Below are 12,644 nucleotides of genomic sequence, written 5' to 3'. Positions count from 1 at the left end.
ACCGTGCGGGGTGCACCCATACAATCGACGCCATGCCCTCGCCCTCGCCTGCCTCCGGGTCCGATGCGGCGTCCACGTCGAGTGTGCGGGTCGAGGTCCTGACCGCGGTGTTCCGGGTTCGCGGTATCGGCGCCGGCGCGCCCGAGCTCTGTGTGTTGCTGGCACCCGACGAGGGCGGCCGGTGGTGTCTGCCCGGCGGTGACGTCGTACCGGGGGAGACCCTGGAGACGAGTGCGCGCCAGATCGTCGCAGGCAGACTCGACCTCGGGGAGCTCGCACATCTCGAACAACTCGCGGTGTTCTCCGCACCGGACCGCGTGCCCGCGCTTCGTACGATCGCGTCGACGTATGTGGGGCTGGTGCCCAGTGACGCACGAAATACCGTGCCCGACCGCGGCGACTGGCATCCCGTCGACGCGCTGCCCGCGCTCGCTTTCGATCACGGTGAGGTCATCACCAAGGCCCGGTTGCGGCTGGCCGCGAAGCTGTCGTACACCAATATCGCGTTCGCGCTCGCGCCCGCCAGATTCCCGATGTCGGAGCTCTCGGAGATCTATGGCGCTGCCCTCGGCTACCGGGTCGACACCACCAATCTGTTGCGTATCCTCAGTCGTCGTGGTGTCGTCATGGCCACGGGCACCCTCGGGCGAACCGGCCGATCCGGGGGCCGGCCGCCGGCGTTGTATGCCTTCGCGGACAAAGAGATTCGGGTCACCGACGAATTTGCCACGTTGCGCCCTCCCATGTGAGATCTGCGCTGAGATCGCTTGGCGCAGAAAATGTGGTGGGCCGAGTGCTCAGAGCTCGTCGAGTACCACGAGTCCGTCCTGGATGGCGCGCGCGACGAGTGCGGCCTTGGTGCGTGCGGTGCGACCGGCCTGCGCGTACTTGTTGCGAATCCGCGCAAGGTGCGTGTTGACCGTTCCGACGGAGATGTGCAGGCCACTCGCCGCCTCGGATTTGGAATCGACCAACAGCCAGGTACGCAGAACCTCGATCTCGCGGGAGGTGAGCGGCACCGCGGGATATGTGGGGGTTTCCGGCGGTGCCGCCGGTGTCACCGCGCGCAGCGTGACCGGTCGCGGAGGAGCTGCAGGAACGCTGCGTCGGGCGGCGAGTCGTTCGAGTGCCTCTTGTCGGCGGCGAACGGCTTGCAGAGGAGTGGAGTAGGTGCGCCGCACCGCGATGACGGGACGTGGTGGAACTGCCGGGATCACGGGATTCGTGATGTCGGCGGTGGTGGGCAGGCTTGCGGTCATGAGGGTCGGCCTCCTGTGAAGGTGCAGGTGAGGGGTGGAGCAGCGATGCAAACGGAACGCTACGGGCGATGAGTTTTCGGCAAACGCGTAGTGGACTACTTGGAATGTGCTTGGAACTACTCGCTTCGCGGCGGAATGTCCGCGCCGGCGGCGGTGTTACGATGGTCACCAGGTTTTCGACCAGCAGACGAAAACCGGCCTCGGAATAGAGCCCGCGCCACGAGCGCGATGCCCGGGCGGCATGAAGGACGGAGTGGTAGATGAGCATCACCAGCGACCGCATCACTGCCGGCGCGACGGCGTCCGCGCCGGCCGACGTGCACTGGGTCGACGGACCCGGTGGATACAGCGGTGTCGAGCCGACCGCCGAATGGGCCGAGGAGGTCCGTCGCCTCGCCCGAGCCCGCAACGCCACCCTGCTGGCCCACAATTATCAACTGCCGGCGATCCAGGATGTCGCCGACCATGTCGGTGATTCGCTCGCGCTGTCGCGGATCGCCGCCGAGGTCGACTCGGACGAGATCGTCTTCTGCGGTGTGCATTTCATGGCCGAGACCGCCAAGATCCTGAGTCCCGACAAACGCGTCCTCATCCCGGATGAGCGTGCAGGCTGCTCACTGGCCGACTCGATCACCGCCGACGAGCTGCGGGCGTGGAAGGCTGAGTTCCCCGACGCCGTCGTCGTGTCGTATGTCAACACGACCGCGGAGGTCAAGGGGCTCACCGACATCTGCTGCACCTCGTCCAACGCCGTCGACGTGGTCGCCTCCATCGATCCCGACCGTGACGTGCTCTTCCTGCCCGATCAGTTCCTCGGCGCGCACGTCAAACGCGAGACAGGCCGCGACAACATCCACATCTGGGCCGGCGAGTGCCATGTCCACGCCGGGATCAACGGCGACGAGCTGACCGCGCAGGCCGACGCCCACCCCGATGCCGACCTGTTCATCCACCCCGAGTGTGGTTGCGCCACATCTGCGCTCTATCTCGCCGGGGAGGGAGCGGTGGCCGACGACCGCGTCAAGATCCTCTCCACCGGCGGCATGATCGACGCGGCCCGCACGACTGGCGCCACGCAGGTGCTGGTCGCCACCGAGATCGGCATGCTGCATCAGTTGCGCAAGGCCGCGCCCGGAATCGACTTCCAGGCGGTCAACGACCGTGCGTCCTGCCCCTACATGAAGATGATCACCCCTGCCGCGCTCTTGCGGGCACTGCGCGAGGGGCGGGATGAGGTGTTCGTGGCCGACGACGTCGCGGCGCGGGCACGTCAGAGTGTCGAGCGGATGATCGCGATCGGCAACCCGGGTTCGGGAGAGTGACCCGATGAATGCCGCATTCGTCGGACAAACCACGACCGGTGCACTCGACCTGGCGATCACCGACGAGATCCGGGGGCTGATCCGGACCGCCCTCGACGAGGATCTGCGCTTCGGCCCCGACGTCACCACGGCTGCCACGGTGCCCGCCGACGCGACCACCGACGCCGCCATCGTCAGCCGCGCAGACGGCGTCGTCGCCGGAATCCCGGTGGCGCTGGCCGTCTTCGACGAGGTGATCGGCCACGGTGCCTACGAGGTCGCCGCGGTGACAGCCGATGGCACGCGCGTGGCGCCCGGCGATTCGGTGCTCACGGTGCACGCTCCGACCGCGGCGCTGCTCACCGCCGAGCGCACCGCACTGAATCTGCTGTGTCACCTCTCCGGGATCGCGACCGCCACCGCGGCGTGGGTCGACGCGGTCTCCGGCACCGACGCAAAGATCCGTGACTCGCGAAAGACTCTGCCCGGCATGCGATCTCTGCAGAAGTATGCGGTGCGGGCCGGTGGTGGGGTCAACCACCGCATGGGGCTCGGTGACGCCGCACTCATCAAGGACAACCACGTCGCTGCCGCAGGTTCGGTCGGTGCCGCACTCGAGGCGGTCCGCGCGGCCGCACCGGATCTACCGGTCGAGGTCGAGGTCGATTCGCTCGAGCAACTCGACGAGGTGCTGGCGCTCGCACCGCAGTTGGTATTGCTCGACAACTTCGAGCCGTGGGCAACGCAGATTGCGGTGCAGCGCCGCAACTCTCGCTCGCCGGAGACGAGGCTGGAGTCGTCGGGCGGTCTGCACCTCGATCAGGCCGCCGAATACGCCCGCACCGGCGTCGACTACCTCGCCGTCGGGGCGCTCACCCATTCGGTGACCGTGCTCGATCTGGGGTTGGATATCCCGTAGTCCGGTGCGGGGCCGGAGCGTCGGCGTCGGGGGAGCGCCAACGGGCTGGATCGCACAGGCGATGCGTGGCGGGCGAGTTGACCGCTGGCGGGCAGCGCAGCGTAATGCCCGGACCCTTGGGATCGATCGATGAGATCCGTCGAGTCGAGTCCACAGGATCCGTGATAAAGATCGGCCCGCTGGACCAATTCCACTGCAATGCGGTCCCGGTGACCTCGGCGAGCCCAAAATCCAGGTATTCGATTTTGGCGCCCGGTGGGTCAGGAGTAGCAACAATGGTCGCCGACGATACTGGCGACCTGACTTCTGTTCACGCTGAGGAAGGCGTTCACTGATGTGGCAATCGTTCACTGATGGGACGAAAGGTATTGCAGCCCTCGTGGATTAATCTTCCTCCACCCCCTCTTCGAGCAATTCTTCTGCCATACTGGGATCATCGCAAGATCATCCAGGGGGAATTCATGATCGACGACACCACTCATTCCGCGGAGCTTTCGGCTGAGCTGTTTGCGGGTCTCATCGCCCAACTCGACGACCGGACCTTCCGTGCGGATATCACCTCCCGAGAGGCGTTCGCGGCGATGCAGCAGCTGATCGTCTTGCGCAACATGCTCGATCACTACGCGGCCACCCTGACCGGCGAGTTCGACCGCCTCAAGATGACCGCACCCCAAGGCCGTTCGGTACGACAACTGTTGATCACCATGGGAATCGCCCTCGCTGTTGCCGGCCGACTCGTCCGCGTCGGCACCACCACAGGCATCGACGGCCTCCGCACACATACCGTCGACGGTGCGATATCCCTCGACCACGCCGACGCCATCGTCCTCGGACTCGGCCACATCAAATCCCGCGCCGGCGAACCCGTCACCCCCGAACAACGCCGCGATCACACCCGCGCGTTGGTGTCCCAAGCGTTGTCGGGTATGAGTCCAGCCGAAATCGGTAAGCACGCACGCCAACTCGGCAACCTCCTCGCCGACGACACCGGCGGCGCACCCGCTGCCGAAGATCGTTCCCTCAACAGCGTCACCCTCGCCACAACCAGCGACGGCCGCCTCGATGTACGTGCCGATCTCGACGTGAGTGTCGGCGAAAAGCTGTGCACCACCATCGAATCGCTGTCCGCCCCCACACCCCGACCCGACGGCTCCCACGACCCGCGCACGGTCCGGCAACGCCAAGCCGACGCACTCGAAACACTGTTGGAAGCCGCCGCGCGCGGACTCGCCGACGACACGGTGTCGACGACCTCGCGGTATGACGTGCTTTTGACACTCAACGCCGAACAGCCCGACCGATCCGCGCTGCAACACATGGGGCCGGTCACCGACCAACTCGCCACCACATTGACGTGTGACGCCCAACTGACCGTCGCCATCCTCGACGACGAACAAGCACCCCTACAACTCGGACGCCGTAAACGATTGTTCACCAACGCCCAACGCAAAGCGTTCATCCTCCGCGACGAGTGCTGCGTGAAGTGTGGTGCACCCGCCTCGCGCACCCAGAGCCACCACCTCAAGCATTGGGCCGACGGTGGCCCCACCGACGTCGACAACGGCTGCCTGCTGTGCACCAGTTGCCACCACGACGTCCACGACAGAGGGTGGGATGTGGTGATGGGCTTCGACCGACACCCCTGGCTCATCCCACCCGCCACCGTCGACCCCAAACGACGACCACAACCCGCCTACAACCGGCGCACCCTGCACCTTGACGACGCCGCCTGACTCCGGGTTGCTGACACTCGCCGCCTGAAACAGGCCTGCCCACAAGACTTCCCGACCCCGAACCCGGCCAGCCGGGACCGCAACCGTACCTTGAGAACTTCATAGGGCTTCGGCCCACGAAAGCGGCCGGCGCGGTGACGCTCACGCCCCGATCGCGGCGCCGATCACCGGCCAGGAGGCACGCAGGTCCGCCGCGAACAGTCCCCACGAGTGTGAGCCCTGGGGCCGGCTTCCGGGCAGCCCTCACATGTGCAGGACGTTCCCGCCGCCTCGGGTGACGACGGCGGCCACTGCGCCGAGACCGACCGGGTCGGTGGTTCCGGGACAGCTGCTGTACGAGGCCACGGCCCGATACAGTCGGGGTGCCGGTTCGGCGATCGCGAGCGCGGGGCCGCCCGACATCGACACGCCGGTGATGGCGTTGACGCCGTTGGTGTGGAACGTCCGGTCGATGATCGCCGGCAGCTCGTGGGGGAGGTAGGTCCGCCACTTGTTGCGGCCGAGATCCCGATCGCCGTTCTGCCAGTCGGTGAACATCGATGCCCGCCCGCCGATGGAGAACACCGCGGTGACCCGCTTGCCGGCGAAGAACCCCCGGGCACCCGCCCATACCGACCGGTGGCGGCGTGTGATCGGATCGGTGACTCGGCTCGTGAGTCGCCGCGAGCATATTCGCCGCCGGTGGGGCAGATGCGGCGAGAACCGCAATCCGTTAGCGTCGCGTAATGGATTCGTCTCCGAGTTGACGGGACGCGCGCGCGAGGTGCAGGTGAAATCGGGTGGCCCCAGCCCCGTATCCTGGACACGTCAATTCCCGCACCCCGACCAGGAGAGACCATGCTCGCCCGAACCGACCTGCGCGGTAGCACCCCGACGCTCGCCGAACTGCGTCGCGCGCTGCCCCGCGGGGGCACCGACGTCAACGCCGTTCTCGACACGGTGGCGCCGGTGGTTCATGCGGTCGCCGAACAGGGGACCGCCGGGGCGCTGGAGTATGGGGAGCGCTTCGACGGCGTGCGTCCCACCTCGGTGCATGTGCCTACCGCCATGATCGCCGACGCGCTCGCCGCGCTCGATCCGGCCATCACCGCCGCGCTGCGCGAATCGATCACCCGCGCCCGCGCCGTGCACGCCGACCAACGCCGGGAGACGACCCGCACGGAGGTCGTCGACGGCGGCGTCGTCAGTGAGAAGTGGATTCCGGTCCGCCGGGTCGGTCTGTACGTGCCCGGCGGCAATGCCGTGTATCCGTCATCGGTGATCATGAACGTCGTACCGGCTCAGGCGGCAGGGGTCGGCTCGCTGGTGGTGGCCTCGCCGCCGCAGAAGGATTTCGGTGGCTGGCCCCACCCGACCATCCTCGCAGCGTGCGCGCTGCTAGGAGTCGACGAGGTGTGGGCGGTCGGCGGCGCGCAAGGCATCGCCCTGTTGGCTTATGGCGGAACCGACACCGACGCCGCCGAGACACCGGGGGCGGTGCTCGATCCCGTCGACCTGATCACCGGACCCGGCAACATCTACGTGACCGCCGCCAAGCGACTCTGCCGCGGGGTGGTGGGCATCGATTCCGAGGCCGGCCCGACCGAGATCGCGATTCTCGCCGACGAGTCCGCGGTACCGGAACTCGTTGCCGCCGACCTCATCTCGCAGGCCGAGCATGACGTGCTCGCGGCGTCGGTACTGGTCACCGACAGTGTCGCACTCGCCGACGCGGTCGACACCGCCCTGGAATCGCAGGTGGCCCAGACCAAACACCGCGAGCGGGTGGCAACTGCCTTGAGGGGCAAGCAGTCCGGGATCGTCCTCGTCGACGATCTCGACACCGGTCTGGCGGTCGTCGACGCCTATGCCGCCGAGCACCTGGAGATCCAGACGCGAGACGCCGCCGCAGTGGCCGACCGTGTGCACAACGCGGGTGCGATCTTCGTCGGCAACTACGCCCCGGTGAGTCTCGGCGATTACTGCGCGGGCTCCAATCACGTTCTGCCGACGTCGGGTTCGGCCCGGTTCGCCTCGGGGCTGTCGGTGCAGACATTCCTCAAAGGTGTCCACGTCATCGACTATGACGAGGCCGCGTTGCGTGACGTCGCCGACAAGGTCGTGACCCTCGCCCAGGCCGAAGACCTGCCGGCACACGGCGATGCGGTCAGCCGGCGGTTCGCCGGCGAGGTACGGAAGTGACCGCGGTGAGCGGGCAACGGGTTCCCGGAGCGTCGATCGGTGTCGACGCGCTGCCGTTGCGCGAACACCTGCGTGGCAAGAGTCCCTATGGCGCACCGCAACTGAAGGTTCCGGTGATTCTCAACACCAACGAGAATCCGCATCCGCCGTCGCCGGCTCTGGTCGCCGACGTCGCCGAGTCCGTGCGGGTCGCCGCAGCCGACCTGCACCGCTATCCCGATCGGGACGCGATCGCGTTGCGCACCGAACTCGCCGAGTACCTGACGCGCGCGACAGGTGTCGGGCTCTCGGTGGAGAACCTCTGGGCAGCAAACGGTTCCAACGAGATCCTGCAGCAGTTGTTGCAGGCCTTCGGCGGCCCGGGGCGCAGTGCACTGGGTTTCGTGCCGAGCTATTCGATGCACCCGATCATCTCCGACGGCACCACCACGACGTGGCTGGAGGCCAAGCGTAACGCCGACTTCTCGCTCGACGTCGATTACGCCGTCGGCGAGATCGGCGCCCGCCGGCCCGACGTCGTGTTCGTCACCTCGCCCAACAACCCGACCGGTGCGTCGATACCGAATGCGGGGCTGCGGGCCATCGTGGACGCCGCGCCGGGGATCGTCATCGTCGACGAGGCCTACGCCGAGTTCTCCGAGCAACCCAGTGCCGCCGAGCTGATCGATGAGTTCCCGGCCAAGGTGGTCGTCAGCCGCACCATGAGCAAGGCCTTCGCCTTCGCCGGAGGCCGCCTCGGATACCTGGCCGCCGCACCGGCCATCGTCGACGCGCTGCAACTGGTCCGACTGCCATATCACCTGTCGGTTCTCACCCAGGCCGCCGCGCGGGCGGCGCTGCGGCACGGCGACGACACCTTGGCGGGGGTGGCGCACATCGTCGCCGAACGCAAGCGGGTCGTCGGCGCCCTCGCCGCCGCCGGATTCGAGGTGATCGATTCCGACGCCAATTTCGTGCTGTTCGGGCGATTCGCCGATGCGCAGGCCTCCTGGCAGCGTTACCTCGACGAGGGGGTCCTCATCCGCGATGTCGGGATACCCGGATACCTGCGGGTGACCATCGGCCTGCCGGACGAGAACGACACCTTCCTCGACGTCAGCCGTCGACTCGCCGCCACCGATCTGGAGAATGGGTAAGTGACCACCACACAGGATTCGAGCGCAACGACCGCCTCGTCACCGCGGATCGCCAAGATCGAACGCACGACCAAGGAGTCGTCGATCGCGGTCGAGCTGAACCTCGACGGCACCGGCCGCACCGACATCTCCACCGGCATCGCCTTCTTCGACCACATGCTGACCGCCTTCGGGGCGCACGGCAGCTTCGACCTCACCGTCCAGGCGCAGGGCGATCTCGAGGTCGAAGGGCACCACACCATCGAGGACACCGCGATCGTCCTCGGTCAGGCATTGGCGCAGGCACTCGGAGACAAAAAGGGCATCCGGCGCTTCGGCGACTCCTACATCCCGATGGACGAGACCCTGGCGCACGCGGTGGTCGACGTCTCCGGCCGGCCGTACTGCGTCCACAGCGGCGAACCGGAGCATCTGCTCACCGCGGTGATCGGCGGCCATCCGGGCGTGCCCTACGCCACGGTGATCAACCGCCACGTCTTCGAGTCGATCGCGCTCAACGCCCGCATCGCCCTGCACGTGCGGGTGCTCTACGGACGCGACCCCCACCACATCACCGAGGCCGAGTTCAAGGCCGTGGCCCGAGCACTCCGGGAGGCCACCGAGCCGGATCCACGCGTCTCGGGTGTGCCGTCGACAAAAGGTGCCCTATGAGCCCGGACGTGACCAGCCCAGACGTCGTCGTCCTCGACTACGGATCGGGCAATCTGCGCTCGGCCCAGCGTGCGCTCGAGCGGGCCGGAGCGCAGGTGAACGTCACCAGCGATTTCGACGCCGCACTCAACGCGACCGGGCTCGTGGTACCCGGCGTCGGGGCGTTCGCCGCCTGCATGGAGGGTCTGCGCGCGGTCAAGGGCGACCGCCTCATCGGCCGTCGCCTCGCCGGCGGCCGGCCGGTGCTCGGCATCTGCGTCGGCATGCAGATCCTCTTCGAGCAGGGAGTCGAGTTCGGGGTGGAGGCCGACGGCTGCGGCGAGTGGCCGGGCGCGGTCACCCGGTTGCCGGCGCCGGTGCTGCCGCACATGGGCTGGAACACCGTCGACGCCCCGGACGACTCGGTGCTGTTCGCCGGACTCGATGACCAGACCCGGTTCTACTTCGTGCACTCCTACGCCGCACAGTCCTGGGATATGGACAACGAGGGCACCGCACTGCGGGCGCCGCAATTGACCTGGGCCGACTATGGCGGCAAGTTCTTGGCCGCGGTGGAGAACGGACCGCTGAGCGCCACCCAGTTCCATCCGGAGAAGTCCGGTGACGCGGGGGCGCAGCTGCTGAGCAACTGGATCGGGAGCCTGTCGTGACCTCTTCGCCCGGGTCTTCCGGGGGTGCCGCACCCGGCGGGCATCCGGGCGGCGACGCCGAGTATCAGTTCTCCTACGGTCGGTTCGTGCTGTTCGTACTCGGCGCAGGTGTGATCGTCCTGCTCATCTCTATCCCGATTATCCTGGCCCTGGCCAGGTGGAGCCCGATCGCCGGACTCGTCGCCGCACTGATCAGCGTCGCGTTGATGATCACCGCGATCGGGGTGACGTCGAAGCGGCTGATCGGCAAGGCCGAACGCGCATTGCGTGCCCAGCGTGGCATGAATCCCCCGACGCGCTGACCCGCCGACCGTACGGTCGACAACCCGAAAGGACCCGCCGAACCCCATGGGAACAACCCTCGAACTCCTGCCCGCCGTCGATGTGGCCGACGGTCAGGCCGTGCGTCTGGTGCAGGGTGCCGCCGGCACGGAGACGTCCTACGGGTCGCCGCGCGAGGCCGCGTTGGCCTGGCAGAACGACGGCGCACAGTGGATTCACCTCGTCGACCTCGATGCCGCGTTCGGACGCGGCGACAACCGTGAGTTGCTGGCCGGGGTGGTGGGCGAACTCGACGTGAAGGTCGAACTGTCCGGGGGCATTCGCGACGACGACTCCCTCGAGGCGGCGCTGGCCACCGGCTGCACCCGCGTGAACCTGGGCACCGCCGCCCTCGAGAACCCGCAGTGGTGTGCCCGCGCGATCGACAAGTACGGCGACCGCATCGCCGTCGGGCTCGACGTCATCCGCGAGGGCACCTCTTACCGGCTGCGCGGACGCGGCTGGGTCACCGACGGCGGCGACCTGTGGGAGGTCCTCGAACGACTCAACGGCAACGGCTGCGCACGCTACGTCGTCACCGACGTCTCCAAGGACGGAACACTCGGCGGTCCGAACCTCGACCTGCTCGCCGAGGTCGCCGCGGCCACCGATGCGCCGATCGTCGCTTCCGGCGGAGTGTCGGCCGTCGACGATCTGGTCGCCATCGCCGGTCTCGTCGACAGCGGAGTGGAGGGCGCCATCGTGGGCAAGGCGCTCTACGCGGGACGGTTCACGCTGCCCGAGGCACTGTCGGCGGTCAGCGGACGGTGACCCCCGCCGCCGACCTGGACCTGCCCCGGCTGCTGAATGTGGCCGGGGGCATCCTCGACGGCGTCAGTGACCACTTCATCGCCGGGCTCGGTGCGCCGAGCGCGGTTCGCAAGGGCGACACCGACTTCGCCACCCAGATCGACCTCGACCTCGAGCGGCGCATCGGCGACGAGCTCTCCCAACGCACCGGATTCGGGGTGCACGGCGAGGAATTCGGTGGGCCGCCGGTCGGTGAGGGCGTGGTATGGGTGCTCGACCCGATCGATGGCACCTTCAACTATTCGGCGGGCGTGCCGCTGACCGGCATCTTGCTGGCGTTGCTCGCCGACGGTGAGAGCGTGCTCGGTCTCACGTGGCTTCCGTTGTCGGGCAAGCGTTTCGCCGGCCATCTCGACTCGCCGCTGCTGTGCAACGGGGAGCCGGTGGCTCTCCCACGCCCGACCACGTTGGCGCAGAACGCGATCGGGTTCGGCCCGTTCAACGCCGGGCACGGCGGAAGGTATCCGGGGGCGCGTCGCGCCGACCTCATCCGCGCACTGTCCACGCGTGTCGCCCGGCTCCGGATGACCGGCAGCACCGGCGTCGACATGGCATTCGCGGCGTCGGGCACGTTCGGCGCATCGATCGCCTTCGGCCGGCATCCGTGGGACAACGCGGCCGGGGCCGCGCTCGTCCGTGCGGCCGGCGGGGTGGCCACCGATCTGTCCGGACGGCGCTGGACGGTCGACTCGCCGTCCCTGGTCGCCGGTGCCCGTGGAATTCATTCCGAGGTCATGGCCGTTGTGGAGGAGGTGATCGGCGACGACTGGTCGGTCGAGTCCACCGGTCACCCGCCGTCGCACCCGCGGTCGGACCCGACCGGCAGCCCGTCCCGTCCCGAGGAGAACAACCGATGACCCTGGCCGTGCGCGTCATACCCTGCCTCGACGTCGACGACGGGCGCGTCGTCAAGGGGATCAACTTCCAGAATCTGCGCGATGCGGGTGACCCGGTGGAGCTGGCCGCACGCTATGACGCCGAGGGCGCCGACGAGCTGACCTTTCTCGACGTCACCGCCTCGAGTTCGGGCCGCGCCACCATGCTCGAGGTCGTGCGTCGTACCGCCGAGCAGATCTTCATCCCGCTCACCGTGGGTGGCGGCATCCGCGCGGTCGCCGACATCGACGCCATGCTGCGGGCCGGTGCCGACAAGGTGAGTGTCAACACCGCGGCCATTGCGCGACCGGAGGTGCTCGCCGAGATGAGCCGACGCTTCGGTTCGCAGTGCATCGTGCTCTCGGTGGATGCCCGCACCGTTCCCGCCGACGCCGAGCCCACCGCGTCGGGCTGGGAGGTCACCACACACGGTGGGCGTCGGGGGACCGGTATCGACGCCGTCGAATGGGCAAGGCGCGGACAAGAACTCGGCGTCGGCGAGATCTTGCTGAACTCGATGGATGCCGACGGCACCAAGCAGGGATTCGACCTCGGCATGCTGCGCGCGGTGCGCGCGGCGGTCGACGTACCGGTCATCGCGAGTGGCGGCGCCGGCGCGGTCGAGCACTTCGCGCCTGCGGTGACCGCGGGCGCCGACGCAGTGCTCGCGGCATCGGTGTTCCACTTCGGCGAACTCACGATCGGTGAGGTCAAGGACTCGATGGCCGCCCAGGGCATCACCGTGCGCACGGCACGCGACACCCCGGTGGCCGACGCCTCGCGCGTCTCCCCGATGGAGGTATGACC

Annotated in this window: 14 protein-coding genes; 12 read left to right on the top strand and 2 right to left on the bottom strand. The window is 68.0% G+C overall.

The genetic code is table 11. The features are described from left to right. Positions 1-32 precede the first annotated feature (32 nt). Entirely contained in the window at positions 33-749 is a 717-nt protein-coding gene (locus tag ACPXB3_RS06300) for an NUDIX hydrolase (RefSeq protein WP_425727072.1), read from the top strand. Between the two features lie 48 nt (positions 750-797). Here the strand turns inward: ACPXB3_RS06300 and ACPXB3_RS06295 are convergent, their stop codons facing one another. Further along, the gene (locus ACPXB3_RS06295) at positions 798-1,259 is read right to left on the bottom strand and encodes a response regulator transcription factor (RefSeq protein WP_425705742.1); all 462 of its coding nucleotides are present in this window, start codon (positions 1,257-1,259) and stop codon (positions 798-800) included. Positions 1,260-1,519: 260 nt separating this feature from the next. Between ACPXB3_RS06295 and nadA the strand changes: the two genes are divergently transcribed. The 3 genes from nadA to ACPXB3_RS06280 all read left to right on the top strand — a co-directional run bounded on the left by nadA (position 1,520) and on the right by ACPXB3_RS06280 (position 5,212). Continuing rightward, positions 1,520-2,581 (top strand): quinolinate synthase NadA, encoded by a 1,062-nt coding sequence (gene nadA, locus ACPXB3_RS06290; protein ID WP_425727070.1) that lies wholly within the window; start codon positions 1,520-1,522, stop codon positions 2,579-2,581. A gap of 4 nt (positions 2,582-2,585) precedes the next feature. Further along, a complete protein-coding gene (gene nadC / locus ACPXB3_RS06285) occupies positions 2,586-3,479 on the top strand; it encodes a carboxylating nicotinate-nucleotide diphosphorylase (protein WP_425727068.1) in 894 nt (297 codons plus the stop codon). A 461-nt stretch (positions 3,480-3,940) separates the two neighbouring features. Then, entirely contained in the window at positions 3,941-5,212 is a 1,272-nt protein-coding gene (locus ACPXB3_RS06280) for a DUF222 domain-containing protein (protein ID WP_425727066.1), read from the top strand. A 243-nt stretch (positions 5,213-5,455) separates the two neighbouring features. Here the strand turns inward: ACPXB3_RS06280 and ACPXB3_RS06275 are convergent, their stop codons facing one another. Beyond that, positions 5,456-5,776, bottom strand: coding sequence for an alpha/beta hydrolase-fold protein (locus tag ACPXB3_RS06275; protein ID WP_425727064.1), 321 nt, complete (start codon positions 5,774-5,776; stop codon positions 5,456-5,458). A gap of 273 nt (positions 5,777-6,049) precedes the next feature. Here ACPXB3_RS06275 and hisD point away from each other — a divergent pair, with 273 nt between their 5' ends. The 8 genes from hisD to hisF are packed head-to-tail and all read left to right on the top strand — an operon-like array spanning position 6,050 to position 12,642. Then, complete coding sequence (gene hisD, locus ACPXB3_RS06270; RefSeq protein WP_425727062.1) at positions 6,050-7,393, top strand: histidinol dehydrogenase; 1,344 nt, start codon at positions 6,050-6,052, stop codon at positions 7,391-7,393. Beyond that, positions 7,390-8,529, top strand: a complete 1,140-nt coding sequence (locus tag ACPXB3_RS06265; RefSeq protein WP_425705738.1) for a histidinol-phosphate transaminase — start codon at positions 7,390-7,392, stop codon at positions 8,527-8,529. Before hisD ends, ACPXB3_RS06265 begins: the two co-directional genes overlap by 4 nt. Next, a complete protein-coding gene (gene hisB, locus ACPXB3_RS06260; protein WP_425727060.1) occupies positions 8,530-9,180 on the top strand; it encodes an imidazoleglycerol-phosphate dehydratase HisB in 651 nt (216 codons plus the stop codon). Next, positions 9,177-9,830: an imidazole glycerol phosphate synthase subunit HisH gene (gene hisH / locus ACPXB3_RS06255; RefSeq protein WP_425705736.1), complete on the top strand. Its 654-nt coding sequence runs from the start codon at positions 9,177-9,179 to the stop codon at positions 9,828-9,830. Before hisB ends, hisH begins: the two co-directional genes overlap by 4 nt. Further along, the gene (locus tag ACPXB3_RS06250) at positions 9,827-10,132 is read left to right on the top strand and encodes a hypothetical protein (RefSeq protein WP_425727058.1); all 306 of its coding nucleotides are present in this window, start codon (positions 9,827-9,829) and stop codon (positions 10,130-10,132) included. The genes hisH and ACPXB3_RS06250 overlap by 4 nt, the downstream gene beginning before the upstream one ends. 46 nt (positions 10,133-10,178) lie before the next feature. Next, complete coding sequence (gene priA / locus ACPXB3_RS06245; RefSeq protein ID WP_425705734.1) at positions 10,179-10,922, top strand: bifunctional 1-(5-phosphoribosyl)-5-((5-phosphoribosylamino)methylideneamino)imidazole-4-carboxamide isomerase/phosphoribosylanthranilate isomerase PriA; 744 nt, start codon at positions 10,179-10,181, stop codon at positions 10,920-10,922. After that, positions 10,919-11,818 (top strand): inositol monophosphatase family protein, encoded by a 900-nt coding sequence (locus ACPXB3_RS06240; RefSeq protein WP_425727056.1) that lies wholly within the window; start codon positions 10,919-10,921, stop codon positions 11,816-11,818. Before priA ends, ACPXB3_RS06240 begins: the two co-directional genes overlap by 4 nt. Then, positions 11,815-12,642, top strand: a complete 828-nt coding sequence (hisF, locus tag ACPXB3_RS06235) for an imidazole glycerol phosphate synthase subunit HisF (protein WP_425727054.1) — start codon at positions 11,815-11,817, stop codon at positions 12,640-12,642. Before ACPXB3_RS06240 ends, hisF begins: the two co-directional genes overlap by 4 nt. Positions 12,643-12,644: the final 2 nt, after the last annotated feature.

The sequence above is a fragment of the Gordonia sp. DT219 genome (assembly GCF_049847065.1).
Lineage (GTDB): Bacteria > Actinomycetota > Actinomycetes > Mycobacteriales > Mycobacteriaceae > Gordonia.
The sequence above is the reverse complement of the archived record's forward strand: the minus strand, read 5'-3'. Positions and strand labels throughout refer to the sequence as shown.